17 protein-coding genes are annotated in these 22,339 nt (G+C 70.6%); 9 read left to right on the forward strand and 8 right to left on the reverse strand.

Annotated features, from left to right (window positions below):
• Positions 1–38 precede the first annotated feature (38 nt).
• From ACFC96_RS03600 to ACFC96_RS03610, 3 genes are all read left to right on the forward strand, one after another.
• On the forward strand, positions 39–635 hold the full coding sequence (locus ACFC96_RS03600) for an N-acetylmuramoyl-L-alanine amidase (RefSeq protein WP_376609992.1): 597 nt from the start codon (positions 39–41) through the stop codon (positions 633–635).
• Positions 636–792: 157 nt separating this feature from the next.
• Positions 793–2,091: a GAF domain-containing protein gene (locus tag ACFC96_RS03605; protein ID WP_376609994.1), complete on the forward strand. Its 1,299-nt coding sequence runs from the start codon at positions 793–795 to the stop codon at positions 2,089–2,091.
• Positions 2,092–2,146: 55 nt separating this feature from the next.
• The gene (locus ACFC96_RS03610) at positions 2,147–3,670 is read left to right on the forward strand and encodes an aldehyde dehydrogenase family protein (RefSeq protein ID WP_340457986.1); all 1,524 of its coding nucleotides are present in this window, start codon (positions 2,147–2,149) and stop codon (positions 3,668–3,670) included.
• A 463-nt stretch (positions 3,671–4,133) separates the two neighbouring features.
• Here ACFC96_RS03610 and ACFC96_RS03615 read toward each other — a convergent pair whose 3' ends face one another.
• Entirely contained in the window at positions 4,134–4,634 is a 501-nt protein-coding gene (locus ACFC96_RS03615) for a carboxymuconolactone decarboxylase family protein (protein ID WP_340457987.1), read from the reverse strand.
• Between the two features lie 98 nt (positions 4,635–4,732).
• On the opposite strand from ACFC96_RS03615, the gene ACFC96_RS03620 reads away from it, so the two are divergent.
• Genes ACFC96_RS03620 through ACFC96_RS03635 form a run of 4 tightly spaced genes read left to right on the forward strand, consistent with a single transcriptional unit; the run spans position 4,733 to position 6,790 of the window.
• Complete coding sequence (locus tag ACFC96_RS03620; protein ID WP_376225720.1) at positions 4,733–5,674, forward strand: pirin family protein; 942 nt, start codon at positions 4,733–4,735, stop codon at positions 5,672–5,674.
• 25 nt (positions 5,675–5,699) lie between these two features.
• Positions 5,700–6,044: a GNAT family N-acetyltransferase gene (locus ACFC96_RS03625; RefSeq protein ID WP_340459681.1), complete on the forward strand. Its 345-nt coding sequence runs from the start codon at positions 5,700–5,702 to the stop codon at positions 6,042–6,044.
• A gap of 60 nt (positions 6,045–6,104) precedes the next feature.
• The gene (locus ACFC96_RS03630; protein ID WP_376225719.1) at positions 6,105–6,425 is read left to right on the forward strand and encodes a hypothetical protein; all 321 of its coding nucleotides are present in this window, start codon (positions 6,105–6,107) and stop codon (positions 6,423–6,425) included.
• A gap of 5 nt (positions 6,426–6,430) precedes the next feature.
• Positions 6,431–6,790, forward strand: a complete 360-nt coding sequence (locus tag ACFC96_RS03635; RefSeq protein ID WP_376225717.1) for a hypothetical protein — start codon at positions 6,431–6,433, stop codon at positions 6,788–6,790.
• 225 nt (positions 6,791–7,015) lie between these two features.
• On the opposite strand, the gene ACFC96_RS03640 is transcribed toward ACFC96_RS03635, so the two are convergent.
• Complete coding sequence (locus tag ACFC96_RS03640; RefSeq protein ID WP_376609996.1) at positions 7,016–10,561, reverse strand: discoidin domain-containing protein; 3,546 nt, start codon at positions 10,559–10,561, stop codon at positions 7,016–7,018.
• Positions 10,562–10,760: 199 nt separating this feature from the next.
• Positions 10,761–13,160: a ricin-type beta-trefoil lectin domain protein gene (locus ACFC96_RS03645; protein WP_376609997.1), complete on the reverse strand. Its 2,400-nt coding sequence runs from the start codon at positions 13,158–13,160 to the stop codon at positions 10,761–10,763.
• 897 nt (positions 13,161–14,057) lie between these two features.
• On the opposite strand from ACFC96_RS03645, the gene ACFC96_RS03650 reads away from it, so the two are divergent.
• Positions 14,058–15,155 (forward strand): hypothetical protein, encoded by a 1,098-nt coding sequence (locus ACFC96_RS03650; RefSeq protein WP_376609999.1) that lies wholly within the window; start codon positions 14,058–14,060, stop codon positions 15,153–15,155.
• 534 nt (positions 15,156–15,689) lie between these two features.
• On the opposite strand, the gene ACFC96_RS03655 is transcribed toward ACFC96_RS03650, so the two are convergent.
• Positions 15,690–16,142, reverse strand: a complete 453-nt coding sequence (locus tag ACFC96_RS03655) for a YbhB/YbcL family Raf kinase inhibitor-like protein (protein ID WP_376227341.1) — start codon at positions 16,140–16,142, stop codon at positions 15,690–15,692.
• Positions 16,143–16,253: 111 nt separating this feature from the next.
• Here ACFC96_RS03655 and ACFC96_RS03660 point away from each other — a divergent pair, with 111 nt between their 5' ends.
• Entirely contained in the window at positions 16,254–16,808 is a 555-nt protein-coding gene (locus tag ACFC96_RS03660; protein WP_376610001.1) for a nucleoside-triphosphatase, read from the forward strand.
• A gap of 589 nt (positions 16,809–17,397) precedes the next feature.
• Here the strand turns inward: ACFC96_RS03660 and ACFC96_RS03665 are convergent.
• From ACFC96_RS03665 to ACFC96_RS03680, 4 genes are all read right to left on the reverse strand, one after another.
• A complete protein-coding gene (locus ACFC96_RS03665) occupies positions 17,398–18,870 on the reverse strand; it encodes a neuraminidase (sialidase) (RefSeq protein ID WP_376610002.1) in 1,473 nt (490 codons plus the stop codon).
• 932 nt (positions 18,871–19,802) lie between these two features.
• A complete protein-coding gene (locus ACFC96_RS03670) occupies positions 19,803–20,009 on the reverse strand; it encodes a hypothetical protein (RefSeq protein ID WP_376610004.1) in 207 nt (68 codons plus the stop codon).
• Positions 20,010–20,381: 372 nt separating this feature from the next.
• Entirely contained in the window at positions 20,382–20,657 is a 276-nt protein-coding gene (locus tag ACFC96_RS03675) for a hypothetical protein (protein ID WP_340458344.1), read from the reverse strand.
• Between the two features lie 888 nt (positions 20,658–21,545).
• Positions 21,546–22,280, reverse strand: a complete 735-nt coding sequence (locus ACFC96_RS03680; protein ID WP_340458343.1) for a class I SAM-dependent methyltransferase — start codon at positions 22,278–22,280, stop codon at positions 21,546–21,548.
• Between the last annotated feature and the right edge of the window lie 59 nt (positions 22,281–22,339).

Genomic DNA, 22,339 nt, shown 5'->3' on the forward strand with positions numbered 1-22,339 from the left:
CCCTGCCCCACCGCCCCCACCAGAGAGGCAGACCCGTCATGGACCGAAGGCCCCTTCCGAGCCGACGCCGGTTGCTCCAGGCCGGCGCCCTCGCCGCCGTGCCCACAGCCCTGCTCCCCGCCGCCCGCGCCTCGGCCGGAGCGCCGACCGTCGACTATCCGGGCGCCGAGTCCGTCCCGGCCAGCACCTCCAACTACACGGCGTCCAGCCGCCCCACCAGCTACCCCCTGAACTACGTGATCATCCACGTCACCCAGGAGACGTACGCCGACGCCCTGGCCATCTTCCAGAACCCGGCCAAGCAGGTCTCCGCGCACTACGTGGTCCGCTCGTCCGACGGCCACATCGCCCAGTGCGTCCGCGAGCGCAACATCGCCTGGCACGCGGGGAACTGGGACTACAACACCCGCAGCATCGGCATCGAGCACGAGGGCTGGGTCGACCAGCCGGAGTACTTCACCGACGCCCTCTACCAGTCGTCGGCCGACCTGACGGCCGCGATCTGCGCCAAGTACGGCATTCCGATGGACCGGGAGCACATCCTCGGGCACGTCGAGGTCCCCGGCACGGACCACACCGATCCGGGCCCGTACTGGGACTGGTCCCGCTACATCCGCATGGTCAACTTCGCCTGAGGAGCGGGCAGGGGCGCAGCGGGGTCGGCCTGCCCGGCGCGCACGCACTGTGACGCATCCGTGCGGATCAGTGTCGGGACGCTTGTCCGTATGCGCCCCCGGCGCGACGATGTCCCCACAGCGATGCACCGCCGCATCGCCCGCCGGGGAGGCCGACTTGACCGATCCATGGGTGGCCCTGGAGCCGGGCACCGATCCGTCCGAGCGGGTACGGGTCCTGCGCCGCGCGCACGAGACGTTCACCGCCGCGGGGACCGTGTCCCGGCCGGTGCGCTCCGTGGTGGCCGATTCCTGGCGGCGCTCCGCCGGCGCGCACGTCAGCCCGGACGCGTCCGCGTCGGTGGAGCTGAGCGACGGCGACCTCGGGGCGTATCGCGCCGAGCATCCCCTGGCCAGGGTCATGCCACTGTTCCGTGAACTCATGGGGACGTTCGCCCGGGACGGCGAGCATCTGCTCGCCGTGTGCGACGCGCACGGCAGGCTTCTGTGGGTCGAGGGCGACCGGACGACCCGGCAACGGGCGGGGACGATGAACTTCGTGCCGGGCGCGCGCTGGTCCGAGACGGCGATGGGGACGAACGCACCGGGTACGGCCGTCGCGGTCGACCGGCCCGTCCAGGTGTTCGCCGCCGAGCACTTCATCCGGCGCGTCCAGCCGTGGACCTGCGCGGCGGCCCCCGTGCACGATCCGCGTTCCGGGCGGCTGCTCGGCGCCGTCGACATCACGGGCGGGGACGGGCTGGCCCATCCGCACAGCCTGGCGTTCGTCCAGGCGGTGGCCCGCGCGGCGGAGTCCCAGCTCGCGCTGCTCGCACCGCCGCCCTCGGACGCGGACAGCCTCCGGCTCACCGCGCTGGGCCGGGACGAGGCCCTGATCGTCACCAGCGCCGGCCGCAAGATCCGGCTCAGCCGCCGGCACAGCGAGATCCTCGTCCTGCTGGCCCGCCACCCGGAGGGCCTGACCGGCGACGAGCTGCTGTGCGCGCTGTACGAGGACGAGTCGGTCACACCCGTCACCCTGCGGGCCGAACTCGCGCGCCTGCGCCGAGTCCTCGGCCCCGACGTCCTCGGCTCGCGCCCCTACCGTCTGGCGTCCCCCGTCGAGTCCGACTTCGGGACGGTCGAACGGCGCCTGGGAACGGGTGCGGTGACGGCGGCAGCCGCCGCGTTCGGCGGACCGCTGCTGCCCGGCTCGCAGGCTCCGGCCGTCGTTCGTATCCGGCGCAGGCTCACCGACGAGATACGGGCCGCGCTCATCGCGCGGGGCGACCCCGACCTGCTGGCGGACTGGGCGCACGCGCCGTGGGGCGAGGAGGACCTCGACGTGTGGCGGGCGCTTGCCTCGGTGCGTCCCGCGCCGCCCGTGCTGGCCCGCCTCAAGGAGCTCGACGCGGAGCAGGCCGCGGCCGGCTCCCCGACGTCGTACGCAACGTATCTGCAACGTCCGCGCGCCTAGCCTCCCGGGCGAAAGCTGCCCAACGGCGGGCGGCTCGCACGGGAGGCCAGCCAAGATGACCCTTTACGCAGCGCCCGGTACCAACGGCTCAGTCGTCTCCTACCAGTCGCGCTACGACCACTTCATCGGCGGCGAGTACGTGCCGCCGGCCCTCGGCCAGTATTTCGAGAACCCGAGTCCGGTCAACGGCAAGCCGTTCACCGAGATCGCCCGGGGCACCGAGGCGGACGTCGAGCGCGCCCTGGACGCGGCGCACGCCGCCGCCCCCGCCTGGGGCCGTACATCGCCCACCGCGCGCGCCGACATCCTCCTCAAGATCGCCGACCGGATGGAGGCGAACCTGGAGAAGCTGGCGGTCGCCGAGAGCTGGGAGAACGGCAAGCCCGTCCGTGAGACGCTCGCCGCCGACATCCCGCTCGCCATCGACCACTTCCGCTACTTCGCGGGTGCCTTGCGTGCCCAGGAGGGCTCGCTCAGCGAGATCGACGACGACACGATCGCGTACCACTTCCACGAGCCGCTCGGTGTCGTGGCGCAGATCATTCCGTGGAACTTCCCGATCCTGATGGCCACGTGGAAGCTGGCCCCGGCGCTCGCCGCGGGCAACGCGGTCGTCCTCAAGCCCGCCGAGCAGACCCCGGCGTCCATCCACTACTGGCTGAGCCTGGTCGCCGACCTGCTGCCGCCGGGTGTCGTGAACGTCGTCAACGGCTTCGGCGTGGAGGCGGGCAAGCCGCTCGCGTCCAGCGCGCGCGTGGCGAAGGTCGCGTTCACCGGCGAGACGACGACGGGCCGACTGATCATGCAGTACGCGTCCGAGAACATCAAGCCGGTCACCCTCGAACTCGGCGGCAAGTCGCCGAACATCTTCTTCGACGACGTGTGGGCGAAGGACGACGACTTCCGCGACAAGGCCCTCGAGGGCTTCACGATGTTCGCCCTCAACCAGGGCGAGGTCTGCACGTGCCCCTCGCGTGCGCTGATCCAGCAGGGTCACTACAACGAGTTCCTCGACGCGGCGATCGCGCGCACGGAGGCCATCAAGCCGGGCAACCCGCTCGACACCGACACGATGATCGGCGCCCAGGCGTCCAACGACCAGCTCCAGAAGATCCTCTCCTACCTGGACATCGGCCAGCAGGAGGGCGCGAAGGTTCTGACGGGCGGCCAGCGCATCGAGTACGACGGCGAGTTGGCGGGCGGGTACTACGTCCAGCCCACGATCTTCGAGGGCAACAACCGCATGCGGATCTTCCAGGAGGAGATCTTCGGTCCGGTCGTCTCGGTCGCCTCGTTCGCCGACTACGACGACGCCATCAAGATCGCCAACGACACGCTGTACGGCCTCGGCGCGGGCGTGTGGACCCGCGACATCAACACGGCCTACCGGGCGGGCCGTTCGATCCAGGCGGGCCGCGTCTGGACGAACTGCTACCACGCGTACCCGGCCCACGCCGCCTTCGGCGGGTACAAGCAGTCGGGAATCGGCCGCGAGAACCACAAGATGATGCTGGAGCACTACCAGCAGACGAAGAACCTGCTCGTGTCGTACTCGGCGCAGAAGCTCGGGTTCTTCTAGGAGCACGAAAGAAGGCGCCTGACCTGGGCGCATGCCCGTCAGGCGCCTTCCATTCATCCCACTCAGGCCCGAGCCTGGTTTGCGCCGTAACTTCCAGTTTCTCCCGCGGCAATCCCGCTCCCGACCAGCTGTTCCGGACCAGTCGCGGACCAAAGAGCCCGCTTCAGCCCTCGGTCTCGCGATGGGGCTGCAGAACGCGGTCGCCCGGCGGGGCGGCGCCCCGGACCTGACGACCACCGTTTCTCACCCTCACCCTGACCGGGCTCGCCGCGGACTCCGGCCCGGCCGACGGATGCTGTCCGTACTGGCGATGCTCCTCGGCGCCCTCGTCGGAGTCGTCCTCCTGAAGGTCGGGCTCTGGCTCGCCCTTGGAGTGGCGCTGACGCTGCTCACCGCAGGCGCGGTGGCGCTGTGGCGGCTCTCGGTCCCGGGGGTGCGGGCTGGGCGACGGCCCCGTAGGCGTTCAGCGGGCGGGAGCCTCCCGCACCGGGTGCTTGCTCAGGATCGAGACCCGGTTGAAGGCGTTGATCGTGATCGCCACCCAGACCACGGCGGAGATCTCGTCATCGTCCAGCACCTCCCCCGCCTCCGCGTACGCCCGCTCCTGGGCGAGGGCGTCGGCTGGGTGGGTGGCGGCCTCGGCCAGGGCGAGGGCGACGCGCTCGCGGGCGGTGAAGAGCTCGGTGTCCCGCCAGGCGGCGAGCACACCGAGGCGACGACCGGTCTCCCCGGCGCGCAGCGCGGCCCGGGTGTGGACGTCGAGGCAGAAGGCGCAGCCGTTGAGCTGGGACACGCGGAGGTTGACCAGCTCAACCAGGATCCGGTCCAGGCCGGCCTCGGCAGCCGTCGCACGGACGACGTCGGCGGTCTTGACCAGTGCCTGGTACGCGGCGGGGCTCTGCTTGTCGAGGTAGATCCGATCGGTGGCCCGGGGGGCCGCCGTGGCCTGTGCCGTCTCGATCACCCTGCACTCCTTCACCTGTTGTCGTGGTTTGCCTTTGGGACTATGATCACCGAAACTCGTTGAAAGCGAAACTACTTTGGTGGAAGAGGGGCCGGGAGATGGATCACACCGAGGTCGAGGCCGAGGCCCACGTCGAGGTCCTCACCTCCCGGGACGTCCCGCTGGGTGGGCCACGGGCGATGACCGTACGGCGCACCCTGCCGCAGCGGTCCCGAACGCTCATCGGGGCCTGGTGCTTCGCCGACCACTACGGCCCCGACCGGGTCGCCGACTCTGGCGGCATGGACGTCGCCCCGCACCCGCACACCGGGCTCCAGACGGTGAGTTGGCTGTTCAGCGGGGAGATCGAGCACCGCGACAGCCTGGGCACCCAGGCTTTCGTCCGGCCGGGCGAACTCAACCTCATGACCGGGGGCCACGGGATCAGCCACACAGAGGTCTCCACCCCCGGCACCACCGTCCTGCACGGCGTCCAGCTCTGGGTGGCCCTCCCCGACGAACACCGCAACGCCCCCCGCGACTTCCAGCACCACGCGCCCGAGCAGCTCCGCGTCGACGGCGCACGACTGCGGGTGTTCCTGGGCACCCTCGTCGGCGACACCTCCCCCGTGCGCACATTCACCCCGCTCCTCGGCGCCGAGGTCCTGATCGACGCCGGTGCCACCGTCACCCTGGACGTCGATCCCGGCTTCGAACACGGACTCCTCGTCGACGAGGGCGACGTCCGCCTCGACGGAACTCCCCTGCGCCCCGCGGAACTCGGCTATGCCGCCCCCGGCCGCGCCACCCTCACCCTCACCAACGTCTCCGAGCACCCGGCCCGGACGGTCCTCCTGGGCGGCCCGCCCTTCGAGGAGAAGATCGTGATGTGGTGGAACTTCATCGGCCGCAGGCACCAGGACATCGTCGAGGCCCGGGAGGACTGGGAGCGCGCCTCCGATCGCTTCGGCACCGTCGACGGCTACCCCGGTGACCGACTGCCCGCCCCCGCCCTGCCCAACGCCGTCATCACACCCCGCAAGAACCCCTCCCGCCACTGAACCCCTCACCGGAAGGATCATCGCCATGAGCGAGCAGACCAACACCGCCCCCATCGTCCGCCACGCCGACGACCGCCACCGCTACGAGATCCTCGTCGACGAGAAGCGCGCCGGTCTGACCGCCTATCGCGACCGCGACGGCCAGCGGGTCTTCTTCCACACCGAGATCGACGACGCCTACGCAGGCCAGGGACTCGCCGCGATCCTCGTCGAGCAGGCCCTGACCGACGTCCGCGCCTCCGGGATGCGGATCGTGCCCGTCTGCCCCTACGTCGCCAAGTTCCTCACCAAACACCAGGAGTTCGCGGACATCACCGACCCCGTCACTCCCGAGGTCCTCACCTGGCTCGACTCCCGGCTGGGGCGCTGAGCTCCCGGCGCACCTGCGCGTAGAGTGTGGCCGGGCGCGGCATGATCACGAGGAGTACGTGTGACTACGGTCACCCTTGAGCTCGCTACTGTCCCCGCCGACACCGGCGAGGTAACCCTTCTGACAGCCCGCCGGGGCGACCCCGGGCATGAAGCCGACTTCGAGCTCTGGGCGAAGGGCATCCTGGAGAGCGCGGCCGCCTTCCCCGACCACCTGGGGTACGGACTCTTCCGCACCTCCGGCGGCGACGCCCCTGGCTCCTCGTCCACCGGTTCCGGAACGCAGAAACCTGCCGGGCATGGCAGGAGTCGCCCGAACGGGCAGCCTGGTTCGCCGACTGCGAAGGGCACCACCACAGCGAGACCGCCCGGCGCACCCTGACCGGCATGGAGACCTGGTTCGCCAAACCGGGCTCGACATGGCCGGCGCCGCCCCGGTGGAAGACGGCGATCAGCGCGACCCTGGCGATCTACCCGGTCTCCGTAGTCGGCGGCCTCTTCCTCATGCCGCACCTGGCCGCACTCCCCCTCCTGCTCAACAGCCTGATCAGAGCCGCCGTCTTCAACGTACTGATGACGTACGTGGCGGTGCCCGCCGTCAGCAGAGTCCTGCGCGACTGGCTGACCCATAACGGGCCTCGGCGGCACAGCCTCACCGCCGCCCGACGACCACCCGGACCACGATCTGGACCATTTCCGGACCAGCCCTCTCCACTGAGACCTACAAGCGACCGTTTCTCCTGGTGATCATGGGTTCATCTGCTGTACCACCAAGAGGCAAAGAACCTCCTCGTCTCGTACCCGCCGAAGAAGCTGGGCTTCTTCCAGGCGCAGATGCCGGGGACCCGACCGGGCAGGATGTCCGGTCGGGCGCCCGGCTCCGGGCTTGCCTCAGGCCCGGTTCGCCGGCTGGCGCGTGCCGAACGTGGCCGACTCTCCTGCGACCTGACCCTCCTGCCGGGAGGGGCTGCCTCAGGCCGGCCCGCCGTAGAGGATCACTTCCGCGATCCCCGCGACGCTCTGCGCGCCGCCGCCGCTGACCTGGGTCACGGTGATGCGGATCTGGCGCACGTCCGGCGCTGTGAAGACCTCGGGAAGGGTGTACTGACCGCTTCGGGTCAGGCCGGAGAGTGCCGTGTCCCAGGTGCTGCCGTCGGTGGAGGTCTGCAGGTCGTAGGTGTACCAGCTGCTGTCCTTGCCCCAGTGGATACGCACTCCGGCGAGGTCGTGGGCCGCGGCCAGCTCCGCGGTGAGGGTCTGCGGAACGGCCGGGGTAGCGGCACTCCAACCGGTGCCGAAGGTGATGTCGCCGTCGAAGGCCTTGTCGGGCGCGAAGCCGGTGGCGGTGCTGGTGGCCGTGACCGTCTCGATCTGGTCGCGGGCGATCTTCGGTCCCGGATCGGCCGGGGGCACGCCGCCGCTGCCGCCGGGCGGGACCGCACGGAACTCGCGGATGGAGGGCCACCAGTCACCGGCGTCGAGGATGTCGACGCGTACGTACCGCGTCGTGACCTCCACCTGATGGACCGCGGTGGTCACTGCCGCGGTGTTGTCGTGCGCGTCGACGGATGTCTTCCAGGTGGCGCCGTCGTCGGACGTCAAGATCCGGTACTGGTACGCGGTCTCGTCGGTCTCCCACAGGATCTGGAACTGCTCGAGTGCGACCGACGCCCCGAGGTCGACCTGCCACCAGGCCGGATCGGAACCGTCTCCGACCCACTTGGACTCCGCCGCGTCGTCCACGGCGTCGCCCGGCTCGTGTCCTGACTGGGTGGTGGAGGCGGTCGCTTCCTTGAACAGGGCCAGGTTCTGAGCACCTTGGCTCTCCAGGGTGGAGATGTTCTTCCATGTGGGGTGGGTGCCGTCGGTGACGTGCGTGCCACGGTAGGGCTCGGTCCGTACCGTGTACGCACCGTCGGCCAGACCGGTCGAGGTCGCGGTGAGTGTGAGAGATCCCCCGGCGGTGCCGGTGGCGATCAGGGCGTAGCCGATGCCGCCCTGTGCCTTCTGCGTCTGGACCGCGATCCGCGGGATGTCCGCACCGACCAGCGTGCCGTTTCCGGTCACCTCGAGGTCGAGGGTGGCGGAGGAGTCGGGGACGAGGTTCCCGTCGGCGTCCACCACCTTGACGTACACGGGGATCAGGTCGGAGCCGTCGGCGACGGGCCGGATGCGTTCGAGCAGCCCGGCGACCGTGCGCAGGGCCGCAGCCTCTTGCGTCGCCAGGGTGCGGCCGCTCTTCTTGCCGGCCAGGTCGACGAGCTGGTCCAGCTGTCCGGGCCGGATCTCCGCCAGCAGCTTGCGAGCCGTCTTCTTCCCGTCCTGCGAACTGTCGCCCAGGGCGCGGGCCAACAGATCGACGAGCGCGTCCCGGACGCCCGCGTCGTCGGCCACGACCTCCAAGTGGTGCGCCGTTCCAGGGGTGTTGACGCTGTGGGTGGCCGCGAGCACGTCTCCCAGGTAGCCCTCGGCCCGGAGTTCTCCGGCGGCAAATTCCGGCAGACGGAACGTGTAGTACGGGCTGCCGCCCTTGGCCGCCACGTTCGGTGCGCTCGCGGCGTTGCCCGCACGCGTCTGCTCCTCGACGAGGCGGCCGTTCTGGTAGAGGCGGACCCGGTCGGTGTTGCTGAAGACCCGCACGTCCTTCGGCGAGTCGGCGGTATGGGCGCTCGCGACGAAGACCATCGGTCCACCGTGGTTCGGGTTCGTGGCCGACTGCATGGACTTGAGCCAGTGGTAGCAGTACTTGGGGTACCGGTCGATGTCGACGGCGCCGGACTTCTGGTAGGTGTCGTTGGTTCCGTAGTCCTCGAAGACCCACAGGAAATGGCCGCCGATGCGGCTGTGGGCGTCGAGGCCGCCCCAGTCCCAGTAGCCGTCGCCGTTCAAGTAGCGCTGACGGGTGATGACTTGGCCCACCATCGCCCCGTCTCCGGCGGCGCGATCGGTGCGGCTCGGGTCCTCCCAGTCGCCCCACTCCCGGGTGAGGAAGGGCACGTTCGGCGCGGGATCCGAGCCGTCGGTGTTCACCACCTTGTAGTTGACGTCGTACTCGCTTCCCCAGGTGCCATAGTCCGCCGAGGTGAACATCTGGTCGCCCGGCATCTCGGCGTGGGCGACGGAGTCGGCCTCCTTCGCCCACCACTGCGGGTACCCGGTCTCGTTGAGTGACGTCTCCCAGAGGATCACCGAGGGGCGGTTGCGGTCGCGGCGGATCATCGTGGCGATGTCGCGGTAGGTGCGGGAGACGAAGGTCTGGTCGCCGTTCCAGTTCTGCCAACCGGGCTCGCAGGCCACGACGAGGAGGCCGAGTTCGTCGCAGGCGTCGAGGAACGCGGGGTCGTGCGGGTAGTGCGCCGTACGTACGGCGTTGAACCCGCCGAGCTTCAGGCGCAGCGCCTCGCGGTACTTGAGCGAGGCCGGGGCGGCGTCGCCGATGTAGGCGTAGTTCTGGTGGCAGTTGGCGCCGCGCAGGTACAGCCGCTCGTCGTTGAGGCGGAACCCGTCCGCCGTGAAGTCGATGCGCCGGACACCGGTCCGTGTGGTGACCGTGTCGACGAGGCGGTCACCCACGTGGACCTGGCTGACGAGCCGGTACAGGTACGGGGAGTCGGGATGCCACAGGTGCGGACGGGCCACGCTCAGCGTCTGGGCGAACGTGTGCCCGTCCTTCCCGGAGACCGTTGCCCGGTCCGTGGCCCGGGCGACGACCGTGCCCTGGGCGTCGTACAAGGTGGTGACGAGCCTGGTCCGGGCGGCGTCGGCCGTCTCGTTCACCACATGTGTCCTGACCTGGGCCGTCGCCCGGAGCTTGCTCGCCTTCGAGTATGAGACGAAGACGCCGCCCCCGGCGACCAGGTCCTCCTGCAGCGGGTCTGAGATGTGCACCGGGTCCGTCACCCGGAGCGTGACACCTCGGTAGATGCCGCCGAAGGTGAGGAAGCCGAGCTGGGTGCGAGGTTTGCCGGGCGGGGTGAGCTGGTCGTCGAGGTTCGACACGCGTACGGCGAGAACGTTGTCGCCGTCGAAGCGGACCTTGCCGGTGATGTCCACGACGAAGCCCATGTAGCCACCCTGGTGCTCGGCGACCTTCTCGCCGTTCAGGTAGACGACGCAGTCGGTCTGGACGCCGTCGAACACCACGGTCACGCGGCGGCCCTCGTCCTGCGAGTCGACGCGGAAATACCGGCGGTACCAGCCGATCCCGGCGAAGGCGTCGTACACCGAGGGGTGCTTGCGCTCCAGGCGCATCGTGTGCGGCAGCGACACCGCCGCCCACTGGGCGTCGTCGAATCCGGGCTCCTTGGCACCGGCGGCGTCCTCACGCCAGAAGGCCCAGCCGGTGTTGAAGTTCAGCACCCGTCGCACACCCTGCCCGCCACCGCCGGACGCCGCCGTCGTCCCGGCGCCCGGCGTGGCGGCTGCGGCCCGCCCGACGGGCACCAGTGCGGCGCCCGCACCGGCCAGGCCGGCAGCGAGCACGCCCCGGCGTCTGACACCGTCCATTGTGTTGCTCACGCGTGCGTTCCTTTCGTTCGTTGTCCCCGCGCGCAGGCGGCCCTCAGACGACGCTCGGCGCGATGACGCGGAGGGCTGCTCCGGGCGGGGTGGCCGCGGGAAGGACGACGTGTGGTGCGACGACGGCCAGGTGTACGTGTCGTGGCCGTCGTCGCACCTCATCGATCGGGTCAGGCCCAGGCGTGCGCCTCGCGACCTGCTACGGAATGGCCCAGCGCTGGTTCGCCGCGGTGGCGTCGCAGTCCTGGATCACCAGTTGCTTCGACATGTCGGATCCGGGCACCACGAGGCACCGACCGGAGGCCTGGCCCTGGAGCGTGCCGTCCGGCTGGGGCACCCACTGCTGGTTGCCGCCGCCGTTGCACTCCCACAGTTCGACCGGGGAGCCGTTCTCGGTGCCCGCGCCGGTGACGTCCAGGCACTTGCCGGTCGAACTGCCCAGCCTCAGCCGGCCGTTGCCCCACCACCACTGCTGTCCGGCGCTGTCGTCGCAGGTGCCCGCCAGGGCCCGGGTGCCATTGGCGTCGGCGCCGTTCTCCGCCGCCAGGCAGGTGTCGGTCAGGGCCGAGGTGACGGCGCCGAGGTGCTGCGGCGAAGGTGCGCCCGGGGTCAGGGCGAAGTTGTCGAACTGCTGGGTCTGATAGCCCGTCACCCCGAGCCCGGCCTGGCCGCCGCTGAGCGAGTAGTCGGTGACGCTGCCGAGTTCCTTGCCGTCGACGGAGGCGGTCAGCTTCGTGTCCTGCAGGGTGAAGGCGACCTTGTGCCACTTGTTCAGGCCGAGCTTGCCGGTCCGTCCCCCGGTGAGCTTCGTGAACTTCCACGTGGTGTCGCTCTTGTCGATGGACCAGGTGCCGTCGTCGCCCACGCGGAGGTGGTAGGCGTTCAGGCCGTTGTTGTTACGTCCCTGCTGACCGACCCGGCCGAGGAGTTCGACCGTGCCCTTCTCGCTGAACAGGGCGTCCGCGGTCACGGTGTAGTTGGTCCAGGATCCGTCGCCCATGAACGTGTACGGGGCGTTGTAGGGCTCGTCCGTCCACCGGATCGGGCTGGTCGGCGCCATCTGCCGCAGACAGGTCCCGGAGCGGCCGCCGCCGCACGCCGTGGTCTCGAAGGCCCCGTTCATGTCGGTGAAGTACCGGGGGCTCTTCGAGGCGGCCAGCTTGTCGAAGTTGTCGGAGTACGGCAGTTCCAGCGGGGCCTTCTCGGGGGAGGTCGCGGCGCCCTTGCCCTGGCCGTCGGTGGTCGTGAGGGTGTAGAGGTGCCCGGGCTCGAGGGTCAGCGAGTACGTGCCGTCCACGGGCTTGATGTCCGCGCCCCGCACGAAGTCGTCGTCGGTACCGGACGATGCCACGTCGGTCGACCAGACATGGACCCTTCCGGTCGAAAGGCCGCCCCGGACGGTGAGGTTGACGGTCTGCTCCGCGGTGGCGTCCATCGTCTCGATGACGGTGGAGTAGTCGCCGGACCGGCCGGAGGACTTCAGCGAGACATAGCTGCCGTTCGTGCGGTCACCGCCCAGATAGCCGCTCGCCGCGTCGATGTAGCGCCAGCCGGGACGGGTGAACTGCGCGGTGTGCGCGGTCACCCAGGTCGTCGCGCCGATGTGGTAGGCGCCGGACCAGGGCTGGTTGGCGATCGACATGCCGTCCGTGGCGAAGGAGAGGTTGGGGTAGAGCGAGGCGATCGCCGGCCAGTTGACGTACGCCGTCATCCGGCCGTCGATGTAGTCGCGGTTGATGGCGCGGGCCACGGCCTCGGCCCCGCCGTCGGTGTCGAGGGACCCGTTCTCGCTGGCCCACAGCGGTTTGCCCGAGGCCTGGGCAGCGTCGCTGGACGGGCATGAGGTGAAGTCGCTCTGGTAGCCGCAGGGGTAGTGCGATCCGATGACGTCGACGGCGTCGCTCAGCTCACTGTCCTCGGCCATCGCGTCGGCGATGTCCCAGCCGAAGCTCTCGGCTGCGACGACCTTGGTGCGGTAACCCTTCGCCACGAGCGTCGACTTGAGCTTCTTGAACCAGTCGGCGTCCCAGCCCCGCTCGTTCCAGCCGCCCACGTAGTCGATGGTCAGCCCGTGCTTCTTCGCGCAGCCGAACCAGGACATCAGATAGTCGACCGTGTCCTGGGACCAGAAGTCGCCGTTGCCGATCCATCCCGGCGCACCCCAGGACAGGGCCTGGAACTTGATGTGGGGGTTGCGCGCCTTGGCCTGCTCGGCGAGCCACCACTCGTAGCCGGTGTTGCAGTCCACCTTGTCGCGGGTGTGCATGTGGCTGGGCTCGGCGCCGTCGGTGGAGTTGGTGTCGCCACCCACCTCCAGCTTCAGGAACTGCAGGGAAGCCCCGTAACCGGGCTTGAAGAGGTAGTCGAGGATCCGGCTGCGCTGCGGCTCGGGGTAGTCGATCAGCAGCCGCGAGTTCCCGCCGCCGCCGCTGATGGCGCCGATGCCGTCGAAGGCACGGCCGGACTGCGTGCCGTCGATCGTGATGGCCGTACTGGTCGCCGCGTGGGCACGCGGTGCGCCCCAGCCCGTCACGGCAGCGAGGAGCAGTGCCAGGAGCGCGGCAAACAGCACCGGTCTCCACTTGGTTGTCCAGGTCATGTCGACTCCGGGGTGGAAGGGGAGTGTGTGATCGTTCCGGCAGACACCGACCGATGTTTGGTTGTGGTGGATTACTGGAGGCACAGTCAGTGCGTTCCGCACCCACGCCGGCCTGTGAATCATCGGAGTCCGGCCTCCGCTGAGTTCTAATCGCCGCGACTCAGGTGACGCCATGGACGAATGTCAGACGGCCTTGGACTTTATGGCCACCACATCGGCAACTACCAGTAAAACCAAGGCCGTTCAGGGAAAGCGCTTTCCTCTGAGGCATGCACCAGCTTCGCAATCCAAGAGGCGGAACGGGGCCGACTCAACCGATGTCTCACCAAATCCATGGGCCGGGAAAGATGCGACAGAACCCTTGACGTTCGACACGCCGAACGGCTCTCATGGGCGTCACTGTTCGAGCGTGTTGGGTTCTGAGCGACCATGTGAACCCTTGCCATGAGCCCTCGACCGCGCGATCACTGTTCCCCTGTCGTCAGGAGCCGTCATCGTCGGCGTGGCTGCGGGACGGGGCGCTGAACACCGCGCCGGCCACGTTCTACGAAGCCCTGAACGAACTGCACGGAACGCGCGGAGTCGGTGGGATGAACATCGCCCGAGAGATGCGACCTTGGCGCAGCGAGATCGCCGTCCAGGACGCGCAGGACCGACTGCTGACGCAAACGGCGACCGGGGCGGCGGCGCAAGAAGGTCGTCTCGGCCGGGTTCTGGACGCACCGGACCGCTCCTCCGCCGCCGGCGCCCACCACGCTCCCGCGCATGCCAAGGGCCTGGAAGGCGAGATCGGCGGCCGCTGTGCCACCGGCGCTCTGCGCTCGTCGCGGTCAGTCGCCCCGCTGCAGGCATCATCGAAGGTGGGGGGACCATCGGCACCGTCGACGAGGAGTGGCGATGAGATTGTCGTTCCTGGAGCCCCTCTACGCAGAGCCTGGCCCGTACGTCTCCGTGTACCTGGATACCTCCCGAAACATCGAGCATCCCGAGCGGGCGATCGCGCTGCGCTGGCGGCGGCTGCGCGAGAGCCTGTCCCGTCAGGGCGCGGACAGGGGGCTGCTCAACGTACTGGAGGAGGTGGTCGGCTCCGACACCGAGGTGCCCGGGCTGCACGGGCAGACCCTCTTCGCCGCCCACGGCACGCTCGTCCTGAACGGGGAGCTGCCCCGGCCGCCCGAGCACGACTCTGCGCGCTACAGCACCCTGCCGGACGCGATGCCCCTCGTGGCCCAGCACGTTCCGGAGATCCCTTACATGGCCGTGGTCGTCCACTACGGCGGCCTCCCGACCGCCGAAACCCACGGCTGGGTGACGCTGGAGGCGGAGACCGGCACGTGGCCGGTGTCCACCGTCACACCGGGTGAGCGGCTGCACCACAGGGTCGCAGTCGCGATCTGGCACCGCACCGCCCTCCGGCTCGGCCATCGGCTGGACGAGCGGGCGCGGCGCGCCCATGCCGACGCCGTCGTCGTAGGCGGCGACGAGTGGGCGTGCAACGTACTGATCCGCCGCCTGCCGCACGCCCTTCGGGACAAGGTCGTACGCGTGGGCGGTCGGACGCCCACCGACACCGGACGTGCCCTGCTGGAGCCACAGCTCGACGGCGTCTTCCGCGGCCACATGGCCGCGCACGACCGGGAACTCGTGGACATCTTCATCGGCCGGCGCGCCCTGGACGGACCCATGACGGAAGGGCTGGCTCCCACGGTGGCCGCCCTCCAGCGCGGCCAAGTGGCGGCACTGCTGCTGAACCGCCCGCCCGCGTCCTCGCTGCGGCTCTGGGCAGGCTCACAGCCCACGCAGCTCGCCCTGAGCGAGGCGGAACTGACGTCCTTCGGCGTACGGGCGCCGCGTGAGGAGCGCGTCGACGAGGCCCTCGTCAGGGCCCTCGTCGGTACCGGTGCCGAACTGGTCGTCGTACCGGAGAGCGAGCTCAGGCTGTACGAGGGCGTGGGCGCCCTGCTGCGGTACACCGACCCTGGGACACCGTCCTGACACCAGCGCGCTGCCCGCGTCCAACTCCCCCCACCGGCAGGTGCCCACCCAGCCGTCGCTGATCGCGATGACGGCCCCGCGCCCGGCCTCACCGGAGACGAACAAGTGCGGGGGGGGCGGGACCGGACACGGTCGGGAGACGGCGCTGCCGGCCCGCCCGGCCACGTACGCCGTCGGCGTCGAACTCCGGCCCGATCTGCTCGAGTAGGCCCGCCTTGTCCGGTCGGCCGGAAAGGGCGGGGCCTACAAGGCCGAAGGCGTACTCGGCGACGGGCCCCTCGGGATCTCGCGCCGTGCAGCGTACGACGCCGTCATCGTCTGCGGAGTGGTTCCCGCAGGCGCCGGGAGCCGCTCCAGGCCGGGCGGGCAGGAGCGCCTGAAGCCGTTCCGAGCGGCAGGCGCACGGCCTGATACACCGCAGGATCGGCGACGCGGCCCGGTTCGTCCGGCGGTTCGGCGGTTCGGCGGTTCGGCGGTTCGGCGGTTCGGCGCCCACGGCTGCGACCAGCGGTGACGCCACCGGCGATGACACCCTCAGCGCTGATAGGTCCCGACCAGGGTGCCCGACGCCAGCTCCCTCCCCTTCAACGCACGGTGCACGTCCTCGGCGCCCGGGCGGCCGTGCAGCGGCAGGGGCTCGGACAGGGCGTACAAGCGGAAGAAGTAGCGGTGCTGCCCGTGCCCCGGCGGGGGCATCGGCCCTCCCCAGCCGACGCGCCCGAATCCGTTGGGCCACGGCAATCCGCCCTGGGGTTTCTGGCCCTCCGCCACACCGGCGGTTCCCGGATCGATGCCGGTCACCAGCCAGTGCAGGAAGGTCGTCCCCGGTGCATCCGGGTCCTCGCACAGGAGCACCAGCTCCCTGGCCTCCCGGGGCACCCCACACCAGGTCAGGGGCGGTGAAATGTTCTCTCCCTCCCCGCTGTGGCGACGGGGGATCACCGTGCTGTCGTCGAACGCGGTGCTGCTGAGTTCAATTCCGCTCATGGGCGCCGCCATACCCGCGCGCGGCGGCGTCGGCACAGGTGAGCACCCGAAACCCCTCGTTCGGCCGTGCCCGCCCGGCCCACCTCGGGTGGCGGGGGCGAAAATGGCGGTGTGCCGACAAGGATCCTGCTCGAGGGCCGCCCTGGCGCGGGCAAGACGACCGCACTCCGGCGGCTGGCCGCGCTGCTGTCCACCCGCCCGGTCACCGGCTTCACCACCGAGGAGATCCGGCAGTCCGGCGCCCGGGTCGGTTTCGCCCTGGAGACCCTGGCGGGCCGACGCGAGGTGCTCGCCCATGTCGACCTGCCCGGTCCACCGCGGGTAGGGAAATACGGTGTCGACCTGGGCGTCATGGAACGACTGGCGCTGCCTGCGCTGCGGCCGACGGCGGAGTCGGCAGGGCGGCTGGTGCTCATCGACGAGCTGGGGCGGATGGAACTGGCGTGTACCGCGTTCCGGGACGCGGTCGATGCTCTCTTCGTCGCCGAGGTCGACGTCGTTGCCACCGTCCACACGCACCGCGATCCGTTCACCGACGCCCTCAGGCGGCGTGCCGGCATCGAGGTCGTCCACCTCACTGCGGCAAACCGGGATGTCCTGCCCGGGGAGCTCGCAGCCCGGCTGCAGCAGCCCGGGACTCGTCAGGGGCCTCCCGCTCACCGATGAGAACCGTGCGAGCCACGGCATGGTCGACCGAGCGCCGCCACCTGCGGCCGTACGGCTTCGGCGCGAGAGAGCCGGCGTGGTCTGACGAACCCTGCGTCGGTGGACGCCGTTGAGGATCAGAGCTCTGGTGCCGTACCGGCTCTGGACTTCTGCGCAGGTCCCGGTCAGCGGTCGGATCGAGATGTCCGAGTCGGTCACTGTGGCGTACGCGGGACGAGCACGGGGTCGCTCGGCAGGGAGCTGAGGTGCTCACGACGGAGCCGGAGCAGCTGCTGAGCACGACCGTGGCACGGGGCGCGGACGCCACGGCAGCGGCTGCCGCCACTCCGGCCGCGGCCCAACCGGTGCGCGGGGGCCTTGACTTCGGATGTCGTGACAGCCGGGCCGGACGTCGGGCGCAGCACGACGGTGACCGCGTCCCCCGGTGGCTCCACGGCACGGTGGTGAATCCTGCCGGCTGGCCAAGATCCGGACCACACGCGGTCCAGGCCACTGCCCTGATCCCAGAAGACCACCGTTTCCGCTGCTCAGCACAGTTGTTGCTCCTTCAGCCGTCGGCGTTCGGGCCGGTCGACGATGTCCGCGTCGATCAGCGGGTGCGGAGACTGCTGGTGTACACGTCCGTACGGTTTCGTGGTGCGCCGGAGTGGGTCTCGGTGAGCACCGCACGTACTCCCCTGCCGTCTGCCACCAGGCCTTGGTAGTCGCCGAGGAAGTAGCCCCCGGCGAACGGCGCCTGCAGCCAGTCGAAGACCCGCGAGATCCGTCGTTCGGTCCGGAGCTTCGCGTTTCCGTGCGGCAGCGTGGCCAGTTGGTAGGCGGTGGGCAGGGTGGTGGTGTTGCCGGGCTTGAGGAAGCGCAGGTCGTAATACGTGAGCGCGACCGTGCCCCGCTCGTCGACCGCGATCGACGGGGAGAAGGCCGGCACGCTCTTGAGGCTGATCAGCTTCGGGGTCCCCCAGGTGCGTCCGCGGTCGGTGGAGCGCACCAGCTGGATGGAGTCGAACCTGCCGCCGGAGAAGTCCGAGCCCTCGTAGGCCATGTAGAGCGTGCCCGTCTTCGGGTCGACAGCCGGGCTGGGCAGGGTGGACGCGGCGCGCAACAGCTTGGTGGGGTCGTTCGGGTCGACCTCCGGTACGGAGGTGTCCCGGGCCACGGTGACCGGGGCGCTCCAGGTCTCTCCGGCGTCGGTCGAGGTGACCACCTCGTAGCGGGCTTCGAGGACGGTGCTCAGGTCGTCGGCGTAGGTGATCCGGTCGAAGAAGTCGTACAGGGTGCCGGTGCGGCGGTCGACGACGATCAGATGGCCGATGGTCTGGGTGTTGGGCACGGCGCTGGTGTCGACGAAGCGCCTCGCCTCGCTCCAGGTGCGGCCGCCGTCGCGGGTGAGGGAGATGTAGCCCGGACCGTCGAGGGAGCTGGGACGGGGCGGATCGTTGTCGAGACGGTTCCAGACCTGGTAGGCGGTGCCCTTGCGGATCGGGTCGGCGGTGAGTGAGGGCTTGTCGTTGAAGAACGGCTGCTCGTCGACGTGCGTGGTGGTGAGGTTCCGCCAAGTGCGGCCGCCGTCGCGGGAGGTGACGGCCAGGAGGCCGGTGCGCGTGCTCTTCGTGAAGTCGACGCCCTCCCCGCTCGCGTAGACAATGCCGTCCGGTCCGGTGCTCACCCAGGGGTCGGTGGCCCGTTCGAAGTCCGCGCCGCCAGGCGCGCACAGGCTGAACGGCAGCGTGCTCCGGTGGAAGGTGTGGCCGTCCGTGGTCCAGCCGGCCGCCAGGCCACGGGCGCCGCCGTCGTTCCAGCGGTCCTGCTGGAACACGGTGACCACACGCTTGGGGTTGCGCGGATCCACGGACAGGTACGGCTCGACCTCGGTGGCCGGGTAGACGATGCTGTCGGGGGACCTCGCGCCGATGGTGCAGCGCGCGTACGGGTCGCCGTGGGACACCTTGACCAGTCGCGTGCCGTCGGGGTTCCGGTCCGCTGTGGCGGGAGCCGCGCCGGTGACCGTGCCGAGCAGGAGCGCGGCGGTGGTGACGGCGGTCAGGGGCAGGAAGACGCGCATGCGGGATCTCCTCCGGGCCTCGCGGCCGGGGTACGGGACCGCCGTCATCGGGGCGGCCTGGGGCACGGAGGCGTACCGGAACGTGAGCGTGGGGCGACTCCGCTTGATCCTTTTCGGCGCTGTCACCAGTGCTCTTGATGGGCCGAACGACGGAGTCCTCCCCTGGGGCGTCGAAGAGCACGGCACGTCGGACGAGCAGTCCGGTGGGCCTGTCGAGCCGGGCCGGACGGTTCAGGCCGCGTCATGCCGTATCAGGCCGTATCAAGGTGTGTCGGGCCAGGATCCGGTGCACGGTCGAGGCCGGAACGCCGCAGTATCGGACCGATCCGTGCGGGGCCGAGCCGGCGATCCGGCACGGGTCGCGGACGCGGGACTCGGCGGCGGGGAGGGGCCCGCGGCAAGGGGGACAGAGACGGCCGGTGGGTTCGTGGAGCGCTGCATGTGGGCAGTGGCACGGGAGGATGTACCTGCCTCGGCCGGACCAGGCGCGACCGGTCGGCCCGAGCAGACACGCTGGACCGGCAGCCGCCCGCCGAAGACGGTCTGCCGCCTCACGGCGGGACACGAAGACCTCCGTGCGGGGTTGTTGGACAACTCCCACCACACCGGAGGTCTTCGCCATGTTCAGGAGCTGCGGAGCATCAACAACATTCGCGATCCATACGGTTGGAAAATCCGGACCGTCTCGCCGGTCACCGCACGACGACGCGGCCGAGGCCGTTCAGGACGGCTGCGAGCGCGGTGTTCATGACGTCGCGGACCGCTTCGAAGCAGTGACGGCCCAGGCGTCGACGCCGTCGGCGTCCACCATCGCGGGTGCCGCGGTGTCGAGACGGGCGTGAGCGAGGCACCCGACGGTGGACCGGGCGCCGTCACGCCGTACGCACCGCGCCGGGTGCACCGGGCTGGTTGCCCAGCGGGGCGCCGACCGATCAGCTGATCGGCTGCGAGGTCCCGTCAGGCATCGCGCAGACGTAGCCGGCGTAGGGGCGTGCCATGACCTGCCCGCCGGCGGCCGTGCACTCGTCTCTGGTGATGTTCGGAGATGAGGCGGCCTCGGCGCTGACAGCGCCGACGGCGCTCACACCGGCCAGGGTTGCCGCGGCCAGGGCGAGGCCCAGGATTTTCCGCATGCGCATGACTTCCTCCTCCTCTCAGGCGCCTTCGTTCGGCCTTCGGGAAGGACAAGTCTCAAGACGACGGCGCCCTCTTACCCAGCATGGGCGCTCCGCATGAGGCCCGCGAGGGGAGGCCCGGGCCGCGCCCGGGCCGTGACTGCCCGGCCCCGGAAAGGCACGATGTCACCGCCCTCGACCGGCCGCATCGGTACGCCGCGTACGCGTCGGTGAGGAGCGGGGCGACGTGAATGTCCCCGGCGTCGAGGCTGCCCACCGGGGGCGCGTCGTGTCCGGGACAGGCCGGGTTCGGTGAGGAGACGGGCCGTGGCCCGCCTCCGGCCGGTACCGGCGGCCGGCTGCCGCGCGGTCCTCGGACGCGGTTCGTGGGCGACGCTAACGCGGTTCGTGGGCCGCAGCCCGGCAGGCACCGGTCGCGGCGCCGCCCGCCACTCCGGCACCGGTCAGCCCGGACACACAACTCTGCAGGTCTCCGACCACGCCACGGCTGCAGGCCGCTGTGACGGAGTCGGAAGCGGTGGCACCGGCCAGTTCGGCCATCTTCGCGCAGGCGGGGATGTCCGCCCGGACCGTGGGGGCGGCGAAGACCGCACCGCCGAGGGCGAGGGTCAGGCCGGTGAGGGCACCGGCGATACGGGTCGACGTGCGCATGGGACGCACCTGCCTTCCGGGTTGGTCGCGCGGTCCTGGTCCTGGCGGACCGGATCCACGCGGAGACGCAGCCTGGCGACGCTCGGCGAGTGGTGCCCCTGGCCGACGGGCTCACCGACTGACCGCACGGATCTGCGACGCAGCCATGGAGCCGCACCGGGACCTGGCCACCAGGCCGAAGCGGAGGGCCCCGGACCCGGATGAGTCGCGCTCGGGCCTCCACTCGCGGGCACCTCACTCCAGCGTCGCATCCTCTCCCCCACCCGTCCTGGGCACCCGGGGGCCGGGCGCGCTGAGTAACTGCGGCTGCGCGCAGCGCGGCAGCCGGCCCGTGCGGCCGGCCTGGTGCTCGGATCGGACGGGCCGGCCGCCCGATCCGAGCACCAGGCCGGTCCCCTGCCACCGCCCGGGTCGTCCGGGTCGGCCCAGGAGGCGCCGGCCCTCGCTTCCCCGTGAGGTGCTGCGCCGCCGCTGCGATGGCACTCCACGGGGAGCTATGGGGCCAGGCCAACGGTCGCCTGAGCGAGTCAAGTCCGGCGGGGCCGCGACGGCGGCGCAGCGCATGCAGGTATCCAGCCTGTCGCAGGACAGGACCGGGACGCCGCGGGCACGGGCGATGTCGCGGGTACCACGGCCCCCGAGGCAGGCGCCGACGCCGTGCCCCCTCCCCAGCGTCCCGAGATCCAGACCTTTCCGGCCGTCACCGCCCAACGCGCCGGGCCGACCGCCCATTTCACCGGTCAGCGTGGGCCAAGCGCTGTATCGCCGGCGGACGAGGAACCTGTGGGCGAGCTGCTCGGCGCAGGGGCTCCGGTTCTGCCGGAGGTCCACCATGAGGCGCCTGGCCCGGGCACTTGCCGGCCAGGCGCCGCTCGCCGTGCAACCTGCTCAGCGCTCTTTGACGACATGCAGCAGGAGGGCGCCGAGCCACGGGCCGCCGTACCAGTACTCAGGGCCGAGTCCGCGCAGTGTGCCCTGCCCGATGTGGTCGGCGTACTGCTTGGCCATGGGCCAGAAGTCGGCGACGATCAAGCGGCCGCCGGGACGCAGCACCCGCAGGGCCTCGTCCACCGCGCGGTATCGGTCCTCGGGCGACGGGATGTTGTGGATCGCCATCGCGCTCGTCACGACGTCGAAGGAGCCGTCGGCGAACGGCAGTGCGGTCATGTCGGCCGTCTGTACGTCCACGCGGTCGGCGACCCCGGCCGCCGCGGCGTTGGCGAGCGTGACGTCGGGGTGGTTCCCGCTCTGGTCCTTTCCGGACCACAGGTCCACGCCCACGGCGTGGCCCGTCGGCAGTCGCCTGGCCGCCTCGATGAGCACCGCGCCGCGACCGCAGCCCAGGTCCAGGAGCCGCTCGTCGCCCTTCAGGGCGGCGCGGTCCAACTCCCGCCTCCAGACACGCAGTTTGCCGCGCAAGGTGGTGTGCAGGTAGATGCCGGTCTGGGCGATCAGCGCCGTCCCCACGGTTGTCAGCGCTTTCCGTCCCGGCCGCCACCGGCCTGCGGCCAGGCAGCAGGCCGCGCCTGCGGCGCCGAGCAGTGCCGGGAACGCCGGCGCGTCGACGCCGTAACGCGGCCACCGGACGTCCGGCGATGAGGAGTCTTTCCGGTTCTTGGACATGCTCGCAGTGTCACCGGCTCGACTGCCGGGCGTCTTGTAGAAATGTCCCCCGTGCCCCG

The sequence above is a fragment of the Streptomyces sp. NPDC055955 genome (assembly GCF_042270245.1).
GTDB lineage: Bacteria > Actinomycetota > Actinomycetes > Streptomycetales > Streptomycetaceae > Streptomyces.

Bases quoted from the DNA above. Each gene is read 5' to 3' on its own strand.
- ACFC96_RS03600 (WP_376609992.1), top strand. From the start codon at position 39: ATGGACCGAAGGCCCCTTCCGAGCCGACGCCGGTTGCTCCAGGCCGGC.
- ACFC96_RS03610 (WP_340457986.1), top strand. From the start codon at position 2,147: ATGACCCTTTACGCAGCGCCCGGTACCAACGGCTCAGTCGTCTCCTAC.
- ACFC96_RS03620 (WP_376225720.1), top strand. From the start codon at position 4,733: ATGGATCACACCGAGGTCGAGGCCGAGGCCCACGTCGAGGTCCTCACC.
- ACFC96_RS03625 (WP_340459681.1), top strand. From the start codon at position 5,700: ATGAGCGAGCAGACCAACACCGCCCCCATCGTCCGCCACGCCGACGAC.
- ACFC96_RS03635 (WP_376225717.1), top strand. From the start codon at position 6,431: ATGGAGACCTGGTTCGCCAAACCGGGCTCGACATGGCCGGCGCCGCCC.
- ACFC96_RS03645 (WP_376609997.1), bottom strand. From the start codon at position 13,160: ATGACCTGGACAACCAAGTGGAGACCGGTGCTGTTTGCCGCGCTCCTG.
- ACFC96_RS03650 (WP_376609999.1), top strand. From the start codon at position 14,058: ATGAGATTGTCGTTCCTGGAGCCCCTCTACGCAGAGCCTGGCCCGTAC.
- ACFC96_RS03655 (WP_376227341.1), bottom strand. From the start codon at position 16,142: ATGAGCGGAATTGAACTCAGCAGCACCGCGTTCGACGACAGCACGGTG.
- ACFC96_RS03665 (WP_376610002.1), bottom strand. From the start codon at position 18,870: ATGCGCGTCTTCCTGCCCCTGACCGCCGTCACCACCGCCGCGCTCCTG.
- ACFC96_RS03670 (WP_376610004.1), bottom strand. From the start codon at position 20,009: ATGCGCATGCGGAAAATCCTGGGCCTCGCCCTGGCCGCGGCAACCCTG.
- ACFC96_RS03675 (WP_340458344.1), bottom strand. From the start codon at position 20,657: ATGCGCACGTCGACCCGTATCGCCGGTGCCCTCACCGGCCTGACCCTC.
- ACFC96_RS03680 (WP_340458343.1), bottom strand. From the start codon at position 22,280: ATGTCCAAGAACCGGAAAGACTCCTCATCGCCGGACGTCCGGTGGCCG.